The organism is Streptomyces sp. NPDC047971, assembly GCF_040653355.1.
GTDB lineage: Bacteria > Actinomycetota > Actinomycetes > Streptomycetales > Streptomycetaceae > Streptomyces.
On the sequence record NZ_JBEZNW010000060.1, the window covers coordinates 15823 to 32371 of the forward strand.

At 72.1% G+C, this 16549-nt stretch carries 16 protein-coding genes and 1 tRNA gene; 9 read left to right on the top strand and 8 right to left on the bottom strand.

Annotation, left to right across the window (positions count from 1 at the left end):
• Positions 1-31: 31 nt before the first annotated feature.
• Entirely contained in the window at positions 32-1489 is a 1458-nt protein-coding gene (locus AB0D99_RS33420) for an aminopeptidase P family protein (RefSeq protein WP_362371136.1), read from the bottom strand.
• Between the two features lie 130 nt (positions 1490-1619).
• Positions 1620-3179 (bottom strand): PP2C family protein-serine/threonine phosphatase, encoded by a 1560-nt coding sequence (locus tag AB0D99_RS33425; RefSeq protein ID WP_362371178.1) that lies wholly within the window; start codon positions 3177-3179, stop codon positions 1620-1622.
• 379 nt (positions 3180-3558) lie between these two features.
• Here AB0D99_RS33425 and AB0D99_RS33430 point away from each other — a divergent pair, with 379 nt between their 5' ends.
• Together AB0D99_RS33430 and AB0D99_RS33435 are read left to right on the top strand one after the other, a co-directional pair.
• On the top strand, positions 3559-4239 hold the full coding sequence (locus tag AB0D99_RS33430) for a bifunctional DNA primase/polymerase (RefSeq protein WP_362371139.1): 681 nt from the start codon (positions 3559-3561) through the stop codon (positions 4237-4239).
• Between the two features lie 240 nt (positions 4240-4479).
• Complete coding sequence (locus tag AB0D99_RS33435; RefSeq protein WP_362371142.1) at positions 4480-5061, top strand: hypothetical protein; 582 nt, start codon at positions 4480-4482, stop codon at positions 5059-5061.
• 212 nt (positions 5062-5273) lie between these two features.
• Here AB0D99_RS33435 and AB0D99_RS33440 read toward each other — a convergent pair whose 3' ends face one another.
• From AB0D99_RS33440 to AB0D99_RS33450, 3 genes are all read right to left on the bottom strand, one after another.
• The gene (locus AB0D99_RS33440) at positions 5274-6242 is read right to left on the bottom strand and encodes a DUF5926 family protein (protein WP_362371145.1); all 969 of its coding nucleotides are present in this window, start codon (positions 6240-6242) and stop codon (positions 5274-5276) included.
• Positions 6243-6637: 395 nt separating this feature from the next.
• Positions 6638-7240 (bottom strand): ATP-binding protein, encoded by a 603-nt coding sequence (locus AB0D99_RS33445; protein WP_362371148.1) that lies wholly within the window; start codon positions 7238-7240, stop codon positions 6638-6640.
• 73 nt (positions 7241-7313) lie between these two features.
• Positions 7314-8135 (bottom strand): glycerophosphodiester phosphodiesterase, encoded by an 822-nt coding sequence (locus AB0D99_RS33450; RefSeq protein ID WP_362371151.1) that lies wholly within the window; start codon positions 8133-8135, stop codon positions 7314-7316.
• Positions 8136-8312: 177 nt separating this feature from the next.
• Here AB0D99_RS33450 and AB0D99_RS33455 point away from each other — a divergent pair, with 177 nt between their 5' ends.
• Both AB0D99_RS33455 and AB0D99_RS33460 read left to right on the top strand, forming a co-directional pair.
• Complete coding sequence (locus AB0D99_RS33455) at positions 8313-9707, top strand: trypsin-like peptidase domain-containing protein (RefSeq protein ID WP_362371154.1); 1395 nt, start codon at positions 8313-8315, stop codon at positions 9705-9707.
• Between the two features lie 46 nt (positions 9708-9753).
• A tRNA-Ser gene (locus tag AB0D99_RS33460) sits at positions 9754-9838 on the top strand.
• A gap of 144 nt (positions 9839-9982) precedes the next feature.
• Here AB0D99_RS33460 and AB0D99_RS33465 read toward each other — a convergent pair.
• The 3 genes from AB0D99_RS33465 to AB0D99_RS33475 all read right to left on the bottom strand — a co-directional run bounded on the left by AB0D99_RS33465 (position 9983) and on the right by AB0D99_RS33475 (position 12088).
• Positions 9983-10438 (bottom strand): hypothetical protein, encoded by a 456-nt coding sequence (locus tag AB0D99_RS33465; RefSeq protein WP_362371157.1) that lies wholly within the window; start codon positions 10436-10438, stop codon positions 9983-9985.
• A 289-nt stretch (positions 10439-10727) separates the two neighbouring features.
• Positions 10728-11096 carry an amphi-Trp domain-containing protein gene (locus AB0D99_RS33470; protein ID WP_362371160.1) on the bottom strand — a complete coding sequence of 123 codons (369 nt, stop codon included), beginning with the start codon at positions 11094-11096 and terminating at the stop codon, positions 10728-10730.
• Between the two features lie 119 nt (positions 11097-11215).
• Entirely contained in the window at positions 11216-12088 is an 873-nt protein-coding gene (locus AB0D99_RS33475) for a bifunctional DNA primase/polymerase (RefSeq protein ID WP_362371163.1), read from the bottom strand.
• 349 nt (positions 12089-12437) lie between these two features.
• Here AB0D99_RS33475 and AB0D99_RS33480 point away from each other — a divergent pair, with 349 nt between their 5' ends.
• From AB0D99_RS33480 to AB0D99_RS33500, 5 genes are all read left to right on the top strand, one after another.
• Positions 12438-12746 carry a hypothetical protein gene (locus tag AB0D99_RS33480; RefSeq protein WP_362371166.1) on the top strand — a complete coding sequence of 103 codons (309 nt, stop codon included), beginning with the start codon at positions 12438-12440 and terminating at the stop codon, positions 12744-12746.
• A gap of 239 nt (positions 12747-12985) precedes the next feature.
• Entirely contained in the window at positions 12986-14164 is a 1179-nt protein-coding gene (locus tag AB0D99_RS33485) for an acyl-CoA dehydrogenase family protein (RefSeq protein WP_362371169.1), read from the top strand.
• Between the two features lie 17 nt (positions 14165-14181).
• Positions 14182-15096 (top strand): bifunctional MaoC family dehydratase N-terminal/OB-fold nucleic acid binding domain-containing protein, encoded by a 915-nt coding sequence (locus tag AB0D99_RS33490; RefSeq protein WP_362371181.1) that lies wholly within the window; start codon positions 14182-14184, stop codon positions 15094-15096.
• Between the two features lies 1 nt (position 15097).
• Positions 15098-16126, top strand: coding sequence for an acyl-CoA dehydrogenase family protein (locus AB0D99_RS33495; RefSeq protein ID WP_362371172.1), 1029 nt, complete (start codon positions 15098-15100; stop codon positions 16124-16126).
• The coding region (locus AB0D99_RS33500) for a MaoC family dehydratase (protein ID WP_362371175.1) at positions 16123-16549 on the top strand (427 nt) is incomplete at its 3' end. The genes AB0D99_RS33495 and AB0D99_RS33500, both read left to right, overlap by 4 nt.

The window sequence follows — 16549 nt, forward strand, 5'->3', positions numbered from 1 at the left end:
GGCGGGGGCCCTTCCGGTACGGACGGCGTGGTCAGCCCTTCAGGCCGGCCATCCATGCCTCGACCTCGTCCGAGCGGCGCGGGAGCGACTCGGAGAGGTTCCGGTTGCCGTCCTCGGTGACGAGGATGTCGTCCTCGATACGGACGCCGATGCCGCGGTACTCCTCCGGCACGGTCAGGTCGTCGGCCTGGAAGTAGAGCCCGGGCTCGACCGTCAGGCACATGCCCGGTTCGAGGGTGGTGTCCACGTACGACTCGGTGCGCGCGGCGGCACAGTCGTGGACGTCCATGCCGAGCATGTGACCGGTGCCGTGGAGGGTCCAGCGGCGCTGGAGACCCAGCTCCAGGACGCGGTCGGCCGGGCCCTCGACGAGACCCCACTCGACGAGCTTCTCGGCGAGCACCCGCTGGGCCGCGTCGTGGAAGTCGCGGTAGGCGGCGCCGGGCTTCACCGCGGCGATGCCGGCCTCCTGCGCCTCGTACACGGCGTCGTAGATCTTGCGCTGGAGCTCGGTGTAGCGGCCGTTGATCGGCAGCGTGCGGGTCACGTCGGCGGTGTACAGCTCGGTGGTCTCGACGCCGGCGTCGAGGAGCAGCAGGTCACCGGAGCGGACCGGGCCGTTGTTGCGCACCCAGTGGAGGGTGGTGGCGTGCGGTCCCGCGGCGCAGATGGAGCCGTAGCCGACGTCGTTGCCCTCGACGCGGGCACGCAGGAAGAACGTCCCCTCGATGTAGCGCTCGCTGGTCGCCTCGGCCTTGTCGAGGACCTTGACGACGTCCTCGAAGCCGCGGGCGGTGGAGTCGCACGCCTTCTGGAGCTCGGCGATCTCGAAGGCGTCCTTGACGAGGCGGGCCTCGGAGAGGAAGACGCGCAGCTCCTCGTCGCGCTCGGCGGTGACCTTGTCGGTCAGGGCCGCCTCGATGCCGGCGTCGTGGCCGCGGACGGCGCGGACCGGTCCGGTGGCCTCCTTGAGGGCGGCGGCCAGTTCGCGCACGTCCTTGGCCGGGATGCCGAGGAGCTGCTCGGCCTCGGTCAGGGAGTGCCGGCGGCCGACCCACAGCTCGCCCTGGCCGTCGAGCCAGAACTCGCCGTTCTCGCGGTCGGAGCGGGGCAGGAGGTAGATCGTCGCCCGGTGGCCGTCCTTGGTGGGCTCCAGGACGAGGACGCCGTCCTCGGTCTGGTCGCCGGTGAGGTAGGCGTACTCGGTGGAGGCGCGGAAGCTGTACTCGGTGTCGTTCGAGCGCGTCTTCAGGTTGCCGGCGGGGATCACCAGGCGCTCGCCCGGGAAGCGGGCGGAGAGCGCGGCGCGGCGGGCCGCGGTGTGCCCGGCCTGCGCGATCGGCCGCAGGTCGTGCAGCTCGGTGTCGGCCCAGCCGGACTTCATGTTCTCGGCGAGCTCGTCGGAGACGCCCTGGTACAGGCCGTTCTTGCGCTGCTTGATCGGTTCTTCGGACTCGTCCGGGGTTTCCGGGGTGAGCTCGTCTGCCACGGGGGGTCTCCTTTGGTACGACACTGAACCCCCTCCATCGTACGGTCGTACGGAAGGGGGCCCAGGGCCGGAAGACCCATTACCGCTGAGTCACCTGTGGTCTACGCGCGGCTGTCCCGGCGCTCCCCGCTCATTCGAAGCGGGCCGCGAGCAGGACGACGTCCTCCCCGTCGGCATCGTGGTCGAGCCCTTCGGGCAGCAGGGTCCGCAGCACGTGGTCGGCGATGGCCCCGGGGTCGGTACGGGCCGCCTTCGGCACGCTCGCGGCGGCCGCGTGGAGCCGTGCGAAGGCCCGGTCCATGGGGTCGCCGGTCCGGCGCAGCAGCCCGTCGGTGTACAGCAGCACCGTTTCTCCGGGTGCGGGGACGATCTCGACGCTCGGCGCCTCCCAGCAGGCGAGCATCCCGAGCGGCGCGGACAGCGAGGTCTCGACGTACTCGGTGCGGTGGTCGCCGATGATCAGTGGCGGGGTGTGCCCGGCCCCGGCGAGGACGAGCTTGCGCTGCTTCGGCTCGGAGTAGGCGAAGAGCGCGGTGGCCGAGCGGGCGGGCTCGGTCAGCCGGAGCAGGAGTTCCAGATCGGACAGGACGGCGACGGGGTCCTCGCCCTCCATGACCGCGTACGCCCGCAGGGAGGCGCGCAGCCGTCCCATGGCGGCGAGCGCGCTGGGACCGGTCCCTGACACGGAGCCGACGGCGAGCCCGAGGGCGCCCTCGGGCAGCGGCAGCGCGTCGTACCAGTCGCCGCCGCCCCGGGGGCCGGTGCGGTGGCGGGCGGCGAGCTGGACGCCGGGGACGCGGGGAAGGCGGCTGGGCAGCAACTCCTCGGCGACGGTGGCGACCTGGACGCGGGCGCGCTCCAGCTCCAGGAGGCGGGCGAGGTGTTCGGTGGCGTAGCGGCAGTAGAGGCCGATCAGATGGCGCTGACGCTCGACCGGTTCGGCGGGCTCGTCGTACAGCCAGACCACGGCGCCGAGCTTTCCGGCCTCGGTGGCGAGCGGCAGGGCGTAACTGGCGGCGTAGCCGAGCCGGGCGGCGACCTCGCGGTGGCGGGGGTCGAGGCCCGCCTCGCCGAGGAGGTCGGGGACCGCGACCGGATCGGGGACGGCGGCGGAGTCGGGGGCGTTGTGCGGATCGCGGCCGGATCCGGAGCCGGTCGGTTCGGGAAGACCGTCGAGGATGCGGCCGTAGGACGTGGCACTGCGCGGCACGGTCTCGATGGTGCCGAGCTCCGCGTGGGCGAGACCGAGGCCGACGGTGGAGGCCGGACCGAGTCCGTCGGCGGGTTCGAGGACGGCCATGCCGCGGCGGGCGCCGACGAGGGCGGCGCCGGCGCGCAGTACCTCACGCAGCGCTTCGTCGAGCGTGCCGGTCCTGACCAGGCGTTCGGTGAGTTCGTGGAGGGTGGTGAGGTCGGAGACCCAGCCGGCGAGCCGGTCCTGGATCAGCTCGCCGGGGATGTCGGGGAGGGGCGCGTCGGAGGGGACGACGGGCGGGGCGGGCGCGGTAGTGTGCGCGGGCGACGGAACAGTGGAATCGATTCCGGCCACTTTCGGCAGGTGCGGGGCGCTCATGTCCACCGGCCTTCCGACCGGCGCGTTTCGCTCAATAGCATCGCAAACCCCCATGTCAATCTGCGCCGCTAGCAGTGCATCCACATGTACACGCACAACAGGAGCGATGTCCAGCATTGTCCCCACGGGACTTGTGGTGTCTGTGGGGTTTGGCAGAAGGGTTGAAGTGAAGGCCAAGTTGGCTGAAAATTACCCCCACCGTGCACCTTTTGCGGTCGACTGGCGTCGTTTGAAAGCGCGTTGATTTGAACGTGATGGGTACGTAGACGGTGATGGCCAGGGGCAGTCGAAGCAGCCCCGGAACCTGGCAGGGTGCCTGGGCGTCCTCACCGCCGCAGGCCGCGCCCCTCGAGTGGACGACGAGCCTCAGCTCGGCCCCTCCCGCCCCACGACGGGGCGGTGAACCGCCGACCTTGTACGCGCTGATACGCACAGTGAAGTGATCTGCACATGGTGTGATGTGGATTCGGCGTTCAACGGAAAGGAACGAGCGCTCATGCGCGAGATCCTCGGAAGGCGACGCAGGCTCCGGTTCCGGCGCAAGGAGAGGACTGTCCAGCTCGACGCGGCGCTCGTGTGCGCCACCGAGTGGGACTGGCCCGTACTGCCCGGCGTGGGGCTGAAGACGACGACGCGTACGTCCGGAGGAGTGGGCTGCGCCTGCCCCGACCCGCAGTGCGTCGTTCCCGGCGCACACCCCTTCGACCCCGGCCTGCTCGCGGCCACCACCGACGAGCGCATGATCCGCTGGTGGTGGACCCGTCGGCCGGAGGCCCCGATCGTCCTGGCCACCGGCGGCAGGGCGCCCTGCGCGGTGAGCCTGCCGGCCGTCGCGGGCGCGCGCGCCCTGGCCGCCCTCGACGTGATGGGCATGCGGCTCGGCCCCGTCGTGGCGACCCCGACCCGCTGGTCCCTGCTGGTCGCCCCGTACGGCCTGGAACAGCTCGGCGAACTGCTCTACGCGAAGGACAGCGTGCCCAGCTCGCTGCGCTTCCACGGCGAGGGCGGCTACCTGCTGCTGCCGCCGTCGACCGCGGGGACGGGGCAGGTGCGCTGGGAACGCGCGCCGTTGGAGGGCTCGGCCAGGCCATGGCTGCCGGACGTGGAGGCCGTCGTGGACGCGCTGGTGGAGGCGAGCACGGGCGCCCCTGAGGGCGGCAGCAGGCTCGCCTACTGAGGCTCTCGTGCTGAGGCGCGGGGAGCCGCTCGGCGTCCGCCGGGCGATCCGGGCCGGCGGCGCACGCCCATCCGGCAGGCGGCGGCCTCGGGGCCGCCGTCGGCATCCGCGTCACCCGAACGGGTGTGAGGCGGCCCGACTTGTACGGGAAACGGGCGCGCGACGCGCTGCGCGCCCCCGATCCGCCGATATCTTCGGCCCACCGTTCACGAGTCGCAGCCAGCCGGGCAGGTGGGTCCCATGAATCTCCGCATGATCGGGCTCGGGGCCGTCGTGCTGTGTGCCACGCTGCTGCCGCTGGCCGCACTCGCGGGCCCGGCGGCCGGTCCCGTGCCCGGCGACGACGCGAAGTCGAAGGCCGACGGCGGCCTCCTGTCCGGCCTCGGACTCGGCGCCTCCGAGGAGCGGCCGAAGACCCCGCCCACGACTCCGACCGGGCCGAAGCAGCCGGCGACCGCGGACCTCCCCGGTCACGCCTCGCACTGCGGACCCGAACTGACCTCCCCCGACGGGATCGAGGCACAGACCTGCGTCCTCACCGAGGGGCCCGACACCTGGGCGCGCACGTACTACCGCAACGCCACGGGCCAGCGACTGGACTCCGTACTCACGCTCATGGGCCCCGCGATGCGAACCGTACAAGTGCGTTGTGCCATCCCGGCACAGGACGAACCAGGGGCTTGTGAGACGCCCCGTGAGCGCGCGCGGGGTGCGGCTTCGGCATATTCGGCCGTGGCGGAATTCGCGGGCGCGGGAGAGGGTGACAGCACGCCCCTGCTGTTGCGGTCGGGGAGCAACGCGGCGGGCACGGGCGGTAGTTGAGCGCGGGACGGGATCCGTCCGGGCATGAGAAGGCCCGATCGCTGGCGACGGGGGATGCACCAGCGACCGGGCTTCTAGAACCGTAACAAGAGATCTGCGGTTCGCAAATTCGATCTCGGTTATTCGGACAGGGATTTATCAGGTCGTGCGGCGGAGTTGTGGCGGAAGTCACCGACTGATCGGTCTGTCAGTGACGGCAGCCACCTCGTGTGTCAGCTGAGAGTGACCTGACGGTTGGTGAGACCGCCGCGGGCCCGGCGCTCCTCCGGCGTCAGCGGGGCGTCCGAGGCGAGCGCGGCGGCGAGCCGCTCGGCGAACTCGGCGGCCGGCTTCTCGCAGTCCTCGGCACGCATCGAGGTGGGCAGGTCCCACACGGGGACCATGAGGCCGTGCGCCCGGAAGGAGCCGACGAGGCGGGTGTCCTCGACGAGGGCGGAGGTGCCGGCGGCGTGCAGGCGGGCGAGTGCGTCGAGGAGCTTCTCCTCGGGGTGCGGCATGACCCAGCGGAGGTGGTTCTTCTCCGGGGTCTCGCACCAGTACGCCGCGTCCACACCGGTCAGCTTGACGGTGGGGATGGCGGCCGCGTTGGCGCGCTCCAGGGAGGCGGTGACCTCGGGGTTGGAGTTCTCGGCGGACTCCGGAATCCAGAATTCGAAGCCCTCGTGCACGACCGGCGCAAAATCGCTGTTCGGGTCGAGGAGGTCTTGCAGACGCGGGCCCTCGGCAGACACACGACGGGGCGCGACCGGGGTGCCGGGCTCCGCTTCCAGCGCGCGCTGGAGGGTGTCGGCGAGGTCGCGGGCGAGGTCGCCGGAGGACGAGTCGTTCTGCAGCGCGAGCAGCACGGAGCCGTCGTCGCGGCGCAGCGCCGGCCACGCCATCGGCAGGACGGTCGCGAGCGTCACGGAGGGCACGCCCTCGGGCAGCCCGTCCTTGAGGGTGAGCGGGACGGTGGCGGCGGGCACCAGTTCGCGCAGCGCGACCCAGTCGCACTCGCCGGGCAGTCCCTCGAAGGGGCGCTGGACGAGCTCGGTCACGGCGTGCGCGGCGGCCCGGCCGTGACACGCCTTGTAGCGGCGGCCCGAACCGCACGGGCACGGCTCGCGCGCACCGACGACCGGGATCTCCCCGTTCGTGACCTGTGCCTTGGCGGCCTTCGACTGGGGGCGCTTCTTGGCCATGGTGTGGCTTCTCCCGATAGCGGCAGTGCGGTGGTGCAGGGCCGTGCAGTGGCGCACAGCACTGTGTCGGGCGAGCCTAGCCGTACGGAGGCGATGCGGGGCTCAGGGCGGGAAGGTCGGTGTCCGTCTGTCGCCGCCCGCTGCCCGCCGCCCGCGGCCGCCGCCCGTTGCGAGGTCGCCCGTCGCCCGGGGTCGGCGGGGTGCCGTCCGTCGCCCGGGGCCGGCCGGGTGCCGTCCGTCGCCCGTCGCTCGCCAGTCCTCGGGGCGCCGCGCGCCTGTCGGACCGCCCTTTGCCGCCCGGCCCCGTGCCCGACCCGGCCGCCCGGTTCGCCGTGCGGGTCTTCGGGCCGGTCGTCGCGGCTCGGTCGTCGTGGCTCGGTCGATTCGCCCCGCCGTCAGTCCAGGTCGTCGTACGCGTCCAGGAAGTCGAAGCCCGAGCCGCCGCCGACCCTCGCCGCGAAGTCCTCGCGTCGATGGCCCTCGGTGACGATCACCCAGACCGTGACCTCGCCGGTCGCGCTGTCCCGTACGCCCCAGTCCTGAGCCAGCGCGCCGATGATGTTCAGCCCACGGCCGCCGCGCGCGGTGACCGAGGGCGTCGAAGGAACAGGGCGTGTGGGACCACCGCCGTCCGTCACCTCGACCGTCAGGCCCCCCGACGCGTCGATGCGCCACGCGGCTCTGACGTCCCCGTCACCCACCTCGGCCCGCCCCAGCGGCCTGCCGTGCCGACAGGCATTGCTGAGGAGCTCGGAAAGGATCAGTACCGCATCGTCGACGACCGATTCGGACATCCCGCTGCGGCTCAACTGCTCCCGCATACGGTGTCGCGCCTCACCCACGCCCGCAGGGCCATGGGGTACGGCCATGCTCGACGACGTGGGCACCTCCTGTGCCACCACCAACGCCACCCCCGAGACCTCCTTTGCCCCACGCCACGGTGTGGATGCCCCAATGGCCTGGACCGGAAACCGGCCAAGGGACCTCCGGTGACGCACTCGTGACGATCGAGTACGGGCCGAACGCGCCGGTGCACTCCCCGTAAGCCGCGATACGGGTGGGGAGAACGGGTCAAACGCGGCCCAACTGGGACAGCACCTGCTTGGGGCGATTGGTGATGATCGCGTCGACGCCGAGCCGCTCGCACAGCTCGACATCCTCCGGATCGTCCACGGTCCACACATGGACCTGGTGCCCGGCCTTCTGGAGCCGAAGGATCACGGTGGGGTGGTGGCGGACGATCCGGATCGACGGACCGGCGATCCGCGCGCCCGACGGCAGCCGTCCGTCCCGCAGCCGCGGGGTGACGAACTGCGACAGCGAGACGGTGGGGAGGGTCGGCGCGGCAGCCGCGATCCGGCTGAGGGAGCGCGGGGAGAAGCTCATGACGCGCACCGGGGAATCCTCCGGAGCCGCCGGCTCCGCGAGGCCGAACCGCTTGAGGAGGGTCAGCAGCCGCTCCTCCACCTGCCCCGCCCAGCGGGTGGGGTGCTTGGTCTCGACGGCGAGCTCTATCCGCCGCCCGGCGTCGGAGACCAGCTCGAGGAGGCGCTCCAGGGTGAGTACGGAGGTGAGCTCGGGGTCCTTCCAGTCCGGGCTCTCGCCCGCCTCCTCACGCCCCTTCCAGGTGCCGAAGTCGAGCGCGGCGAGGTCCGCGAGCTCCAGGGCGGAGACGGCGCCGCGGCCGTTGGAGGTGCGGTCGACCCGGCGGTCGTGGACGCAGACGAGGTGGCCGTCGGCCGTGAGCCGGACATCGCACTCGAGCGCGTCGGCGCCGTCCTCGATGGCCTTCACATAGGCGGCCAGAGTGTGCTCCGGGGCGTCCTCGGACGCTCCGCGGTGGGCGACCACCTGAACAGGGACGCGGTTGGTGTGCTGCCGTGCGTGGGTCACCGCGTCATGGTGCCATTGGCGGGGCGGCCGTATCGGATCGTGTCCGTTCTGTCCTTATATAAAGAATCGGGTGCCGATGCACAGCTCCGGCTTACAGTGGCCTGACGTCCTGTGGGAAAAGCTGTTCGCAGCACCCTAGTGAGGGCACCCACCCGTGCAGTGAACGAGGAGAGAGCTGTGAGCACCGACAACGAGGGCAACGCGGTTCCGGCGGACCCGAATGCCCCGTCCGTCCCTCCCGCCCCTCCGACCCCTCCTGCGTCCGCACCCCCTGCCACGGAGGCGTCCGAGCCCGCCACCGCGCCGCTGCCGGTGACTCCTCCGGCCGAGGTTCCGGCCGGTGCGGCCGCCCCCGGGGGCGCCGGTGGCTGGCCGCCGCCCCCGCCGAGCGTGCCGTCCTGGGGTGAGCCCGTGCCTCCCGCCCCCGCGGCCCCGCGGAAGAGGACCGGCGGTCTCGTGGCGGCGGTCCTCGTGGCCGCGCTGGTGGCCGGCGGCGTGGGTGGCGGGATCGGCTACTGGGCGGCCGAGCGCGGTGACGACGAAGTCAGCTCGACGACGGTGTCCGCCGGTGACTCGCAGGCGGCCTTCAAGCGTGATCCGGGCACGGTCGCGGCGGTGGCGGGCAAGGCGCTGCCGAGCGTCGTGACCATCCAGGCGAAGTCCGGCGGCAGCGGCACCGGCGACAGCGAGGGCGAGGGCGGTACGGGCACCGGCTTCGTCTACGACAAGGAAGGCCACATCGTCACCAACAACCACGTGGTGGCGTCGGCGGCGGACGGCGGCACGCTCTCCGCGACCTTCTCCAACGGCAAGACGTACGACGCGGAGGTCGTGGGCCGGGCCGAGGGCTACGACGTGGCGGTCCTGAAGCTGAAGAAGGCGCCGGACGGGCTGGCCCCGCTCCCGCTCGGCGACTCCGACAAGGTGGCGGTCGGCGACTCGACGATCGCGATCGGCGCGCCGTTCGGCCTGTCCAACACGGTCACGACCGGCATCATCAGCGCCAAGAACCGTCCGGTGGCCTCGGGCGACGGCTCCGGCGGCAGCAACTCGTACATGAGCGCCCTGCAGACGGACGCCTCGATCAACCCGGGCAACTCCGGCGGCCCGCTGCTGAACGCGAGCGGCGCCGTGATCGGCATCAACTCGGCGATCCAGTCGACCGGCAACGGCTTCGGCCAGACCCAGGCGGGCTCGATCGGCCTCGGCTTCGCGATCCCGGTCAACCAGGCGAAGAACGTGGCCGAGCAGCTGATCAAGACGGGCAAGCCGGTCTACCCGGTGATCGGCGCGACGGTGAACATGACCGACAAGGGCGAGGGCGCCACGATCGCGGACGAGGGCGCGGGCGGCACCCCGTCCGTCGTCGCGGACGGCCCGGCGGCGAAGGCCGGCCTGAAGGCGGGCGACGTGATCACCGGCTTCGGCGACCGCCAGATCGACAGTGGTCCGACGCTGATCAGCGAGATCTGGACCCACCAGCCGGGCGACTCGGTCGAGATCACGTACGAGCGCGACGGCAGGACGGCGACGACGACGGTCACCCTCGGCGAACGCACGGGCGACAACTGACCGGCTAGGCTGTCCCCCGCGCCACCCCGAACGGGATCCGGCGCGGGGTGGGTTGCCCGAGCGGCCTAAGGGAACGGTCTTGAAAACCGTCGTGGCGCGAGTCACCGTGGGTTCAAATCCCACACCCACCGCTTGCAGGTCAGAGAAGTAGCAGGTCAGAGGGCGGGCCCCGGATTCCGGGGCCCGCCCTCTTTGCTCACCCCGTCTCACCCCGGATCGGCTGCATCCCGGTGCTGACCAGTGCGTATGGCCATCCGTGGGCCAGGATCATCGCGCTAGACCTGGGCCCTCCTGGTGTGGCGACGTCGCGCCGCGTGGTGGAGCAGGGCCCAGATCGCCGTGGCGTTGGCCAGGGCGCCGGCCAGGATCGCGGCGCAGAAGCCGAGTTCGGCCCAGATGCCGGGGTCGGCGGCCACGGACGTGTCCGGCACCCAGTCCGCGGGGCGCGGGTCGGACTCCGAGGGGTAGTCCGTGGGCAGCTTCGCCGGCGGCTGAGGGCCGTCCTGGGGATGGGGGTCGACGGGCGGGGCCGAGTCCAGGGCGTCCGCCGCGGGGCCGAAGGACGTCAGCAGCAACACACTGACCGGCGCCGTGGCCATGATCGGCCAGGCCGCGAAGAACCCGCTGTCCCCGTTCCGCTGGCCGACCACGAAGGAGACCAGCAGCGCGACGACCAGTGCCAGGTACGCACTGGGCACCCACATCTCAGCCTTCGACCAGCGCTGCACCATGGCGTTCCCCGTCCTCGTTCCGCTTCGTTCGACCTGCGCACAGTCTCGAAGCCGCCGAGGACCGCCACCTGAGTACGCCTACTCATCCTGTTCGGCCCTGATTACCTGGTCAGAGCCGTGGACAGCACGCACGGTGGGGACACCGGGCGACGTATCCCCACCTGCGGCCTGCGGTGCCGCAGGACTCTGCGACCGGCCGCCGTCCCGTCCCGTCCCGCCCGAACGTCGCGGCCGCGGCGGCGAACCGCCGGTGGGCGTTCGTCGCCACGGCCGGGCCGTGCGCCGTGGATCAGGCCGTCTTCTTGGCGGCCCGCTTGGTGGTCCTGGGCTTGGTGGTGCCCGCGGTCCGTGCCGGCTTGGCGGGGGTGCTCTTCGGCTTCCGGGCGGCCTGCTTGCGGGCGGGCGCTGCCGGGGCGGGGGTGGTCCGGGGCCGGCCGGTCGACCACTTGAGCTCGATCTCCAGCTCGATCTCCCCTTCCTCGACCTCGATCTCCACCTCGCTCTCGAGGTCGTCGGGGATCCGTAGCTTCAGGCTTCCGAAGCCGAGTTCCAGTTCGGCCTCCCCGCCCTTCCGCAGTGCGTTCGCGAGCGTGGTGAGCTGGTCGGCCGCTTCGAGGCGCGACAGTGAGCGCTTCTGCTCCAGCTTGAGGTCCGTCATGGTGACTCCGGTCGGCAGAAACAGTGGGTGCAACCAAGTCTGCTGCCAGACATCGTGGCGGACATCTCGGCGGCCCGCCCGATGCGCCATCCGAAGGGGCCGGTGGGTGTTCGAGGCGGTCAGTGAGCCGTCAGGCGGGCCGCCGACATGATCGTGGCGCGGGCCTCGCGTTCGGTCAGGCCCGTGCGGATCGCCGCCGTGGTCAGCTCGTCCGTGAGGGCGTCGCCGAGACCGTTCTCGTACGCCCGGCAGGCCGCCCAGAAGAGGCGCGTGTTGCGCTGGCCCTCGTGGGCCGTCAGGACGAAGTGCACCAGGCCCCGGCCCTGGCGTGGGCCGGTGGGGTCGGGGCGGGGGCGCGGGGGTGGTGCGGGGGGAGCGATCAGGCTCAGGAGGGCGCGCGGGCAGGGGGCGGGGTCGAGGTCCGCGCTGCCCGGCGCGAGGCGGTACGCGCCCCTGGCCGTGACGGAGCCCGGTCCCACGAGGTAGCCGCCGGCGCCGCGGATGTCGACACCGGGCGCGAGGCGGCTCGCCGAGTTGGGGACCACGACGTCCGGCGGGCCGGTCAGCCACAGATGGCGGCCGCCGCTCGGGGTGAGGACCGTGACCGTGGGCGGAAGGGTGAACAGGTGCTGGAGCGCCAGATGGCGCAGCTCGGCCGTGGCGTCCGCGGGGGCGTCGGAGTGGGGCACGTCGAGGTCGACGCCGATGAGGTGGTGCGGCGGTCGCCCGCAGGCGATGCCGTAGCCGGTCGCCCAGGGCGCCGCGGCGAACAGCGCCCGTACGGCGGCGGGGTCGGTGGTCGCGTCGTGCACTCCGTGCCCCGGGCGGCCGCATTCCCCGTGGCAGGAGACCGGGTGCGGGTCGTCCCTGTGGGGCGAGCGCAGGGCTGGGAGCTTCGTGGCGGACAGGGGGATGACGGGAAGCCCGCGCTCTGCCGCAGACAGGGCGTGGGCCAGGGCCAGGGTGGCGGAGCGCCGGTCTGGAGTGGCCATGGATCCAGTTTCGTACAGGCGTTCGAAGAAAGAAAGGGGGGAGGATTGGCTGAAAATCTGCCGGAACGCTTCCTCCCTTGCCGTGGCTCGGTTCCCGGTGGCGTGACCTCGCCATAGCGGCGGTGAGCTGGGCTTTTGAGCGTGGGAAGGGGGTTTATCGACTTGTCCTCACGCTTGAGGGGGAATCAGCCGCTGGGGGGTGGTTCGCCGGGGATTGCGTGGGCAACTCTGGAGTCGCGACGTCGAGCACAACGACCGAGGCGGTCGGCCAACTGCCTTGGAGCAAGCCGTATATGAGCACTTCTGCACCGCAGAACTTCTGCCGCAGTTCCGTTTCTGGAGGAATTTCATGGCAAGCATCCGTACCGCCCGCGTTCTCGCCGCTGCCGCCGCCCTGCCCCTGGCCGCCGCGCTCTTCGGCGGCGTGGCGTACGCCGACAACGGCGGCTTCGCGGACGACGGATCGAACACCGGCGTCGCCACCATCATCGGAAGCGGCGTGGGCGGCGACAACTTCGGCAACTCGACCACCACGCAGCAGGTGGCCACCGGATCCGGTGCCTCCAATCAGAACAACACCGCGAGTGTGAACGGCTCCGGGTTCACCTCCATCGGCCAGTCGAACACGACCGTCGACTTCCATCCCTGGTGGTACTAGCCGGGCCCAGCAGCTGGGGCCGGCCCGACGGGGGGACGACTGAGGGGTGAACGGCGGCCCGCGCGGCGGCACTTCGGTGCCACGCGCGGGCCGCTCACGCGTGTGCCGGCCGCTTCGGGGCGCTCCGTCCGTGGGGCGCGGGGCCCGTGCGGCACCCGGGCGTCTCCGTGACCTTGACACCGGCACGGGATCTGACGGACAGTCAGAAACCTCAGTCGTTCCCCCGGGAGGCCGTCGTCGTGCACCTCGCCCCGACCGAGCGGCAGCTCCTGCTGCGCGCCGAACTCCGCGCGTACTTCCGTGACGTGATGCCCGACGGCCCGCCCTCGTCCCACGACACCGCGGCCCAGCGCCGGCTTCTCCGCCGGATCGGCGGCGACGGCCGCCTCGGGCTCGGCTGGCCCCGGGAGTACGGCGGGCAGGGGCGCGGACCCGACGAGCAGTTCGTCTTCTTCGACGAGGCGTACCGGGCCGGCGCGCCGGTCTCCATGGTCACGCTCAACACCGTCGGCCCGACCTTGATGCGGTACGGCACCGAGGAGCAGAAGGCGTACTTCCTCCCTCGCATCCTGCGCGGAGAGACCGTCTTCGCCATCGGGTACAGCGAGCCGGAGGCCGGCACCGACCTGGCCTCGCTCCGCACGAAGGCGGTGCGGGACGGGGACTCGTGGCGGATAGACGGGCAGAAGATCTTCACCTCGAACGCCCAGAACGCCGACTGGATCTGGCTGGCCTGCCGGACGGACCCCGAGGCCCCCAAACATCGCGGCATCTCCATCATCCTCGTCCCGACGAACACCCCGGGCTTCTCCTGGACGCCGATCGAGACGGTCGGCGGGCTGACGACGACGGTGACGTACTACGACGGGATCCGCGTCCCGGCGACGAACCTGGTCGGGGAGGAGAACGGCGGCTGGGGGCTGATCACCAACCAGCTCAACCACGAACGGGTCGCGCTCGCGGCGATCGGGATGCAGGCCGAGGACTTCTACCGGGCGGCGCTCCGCCGGGCCGCCACCCCCGATCGGGTGACGGGGAGGCGCCGCATTGACGAGCCGTGGATACGGATCCGGGCGGCCGAGGCACATGCCCGGCTCGCGGCGACACGCCTGCTCAACTGGCGTTTGGTGGGGGACGTGGGGGCGGGCCGGCTGGCTCCGGGGGACGCGAGCGGTGTGAAGTTCGCGGGAACCGAATCCGCGGTGGAGGTGTACCGAATATGTCAGGAGATCGCGGGCGGTGCGGGGACGGTGCGGGCGGGGTCGCCGGGGGAGTTCGACGGCGGTGAGCTGGAGCGGATGAACCGCGCCGCGCAGATCAACACCTTCGGGGGAGGGGTGAGCGAGGTGCAGCGCGAGATCGTCGCGACGATGCGGCTCGGCATGAGCGGTACGAAGCGGGAAGGGGGGCGGCGGTGAAGGACGTCCAGGACGGGATGACGGACATCCACGACGGGCTGAAGGCGTACGAGGGGCGGGTCGCCGCCACCGCGGGCACCGGCAAGGACCTGGTCAACGAACCCATGATCAGACACTGGTGCGAGGCCATGGGCGACACCAACCCGGCGTACACGGGACCGGGGGCGGTCGCGCCGCCGACCATGCTCCAGGCGTGGACGATGGGCGGACTCTCCGGGCACACCGGCCGCTCCGAGGCGTACGACGAACTGCTCGCGCTCCTCGACGGCGCCGGATACACCTCGGTCGTCGCCACCGACTGCGAGCAGGAGTATCTGCGGCCGCTGCGGCCCGGCGACGCGATCACCTTCGACGCGGTGATCGAATCGGTGTCGGAGCGCAAGACCACCAAGCTCGGGACGGGGTACTTCGTCACGACCCGCATGGACGTCCGGGCGGACGGCGAGCCGGCGGGCACCCACCGCTTCCGCATCCTCAAGTACGCGCCGGCGGCGCGGAAGCCCCGAGGAGCCGCAGGCCCTGCGGCGAGGCGGCCCCGCCCCGTCATCAACCGTGACAACGCCGGATTCTGGGAGGGAGTCGCCGCGCACCGTCTCCTGGTCCAGCGCTGCGGGGAGTGCGCGACGCTCCGCCTCCCCTGGCTGCCGGGGTGCAACGCCTGTGGCTCGCGCGAGTGGGACACCGTCGAGGCGAGCGGGTCGGGGACCGTCTTCTCGTACGTGGTGATGCACCACCCGCCGTTCCCCGCCTTCGACCCTCCGTACGCGGTCGGACTGATCGAACTGGCCGAGGGCGTCCGGATCGTCAGCAACGTGGTCGGGGTGCCGTACGACAAGGTGCGGATCGGGATGCCGGTCCGGCTGGAGTTCCTCCGGGTGGACGAGGAACTGGAGCTTCCGGTGTTCCGGGCGCTGGACGGGGGTGAGGGCTGAGATGGACTTCACGCCCACGGAGGAGCAGGCCGCCGCCCAGGAGCTGGCGGCGCGGATCTACGGCGATCTCGCCACGCACGAGCGGCTGTCGGCGGCGGGCACGGACACGGACGCCGAGCTGTGGAAGGCCCTGTGCGCCGCCGGGCTGCCGGGTGCGGTCGAGGAGACCGGACTCCTCGGCCTGGTGCTGGTCGCCGAGGAACAGGGGCGGACGACGGCGCAGGCGCCGTTCACCGCGAGCTGCGTGTACGGCATCCTCGCCGTCTCCCGGCACGGCACGGACGAGCAGCGCGAGCGGCTGCTGCCGGGGCTCCGGGACGGCACGACGGTCGTGACGGGCGCCTTCCCGCCCGCCGGGCACGTCCGTGTCGCGGGGGACGGCTCACTCACCGGCGCCGTGGAGTGGGTGCCCTGGCTCAGGGACGCCACGCACGTCCTCGTCGCCGCAGAGGACGGCGTCCTGCGGCTCGTCCCGACGGCGGAGGCCGCCGTGACACCCGTCGAGCTCACCGCGCCCTGGGCCGCCGGGCGGCTCGTCCTCGACGGCGCCCTTGGCGAGCGGATCGGCGCCGCCGGCGCCCCCGCGGACGTGCTGGCGGCGGCCCGGATCGCGTTCGCCGGGCTCCAGGCCGGTGTCTGCGCGGGATCGCTGGCCCGGGCTGTCGCCCACACCTCGACACGGGAGCAGTTCGGGCGCCCGCTCGCCACCCGCCAGGCGGTCCAACTCCGGGCGGCCGACGCCCATATGGACACCGAGGCGATCCGGGTCACCTGCTACGAGGCGGCCTGGCGGTACGACCAGGACCTGCCGGTGGCCGAACACGCGCTGACCGCCGCCTGGTGGGCCTCCGAGGCGGGAAAGCGGGTCGTCCACACGGGACAGCATCTGCACGGCGGCATGGGCGCCGATCTCGACCACCCCGTGCACCGGCACTTCCTGTGGGGCAGGCAGCTGGACGCCTATCTCGGCTGCGGCACCGAACTCCTCGCCGAGCTCGGCGACCTGATCGCGAACGGAGAACTGTCGTGAAGGCCGGGGACACACTGCCGCCGTTGACCATCCCGATCACGCGCACGCTGATCGTCGCCGGGGCGGTCGCCTCGCGGGACTACCAGGACGTCCACCACGACGCGGAGCTGGCGAGGGAGAAGGGCTCGCCGGACATCTTCATGAACATCCTGACGACCAACGGCCTGGTGGGCCGGTACATCACCGACCACTTCGGCCCGGGCGCCGTGCTCCGGAAGGTGGCGATACGGCTCGGGGCGCCCAACTACCCGGGGGACACGATGACGTTGACGGGGACGGTCACGGAGGTCGACGGGGGCTCGCTGAAGGTGCGGGTGATCGGTGCGAACGGCCTCGGTCACCACGTCACGGGCACGGTGACGCTCGACCTGCCACCTTCTCCGACGCCCACCCCCACCCCCACCCCCACCCCCACCCCCACCC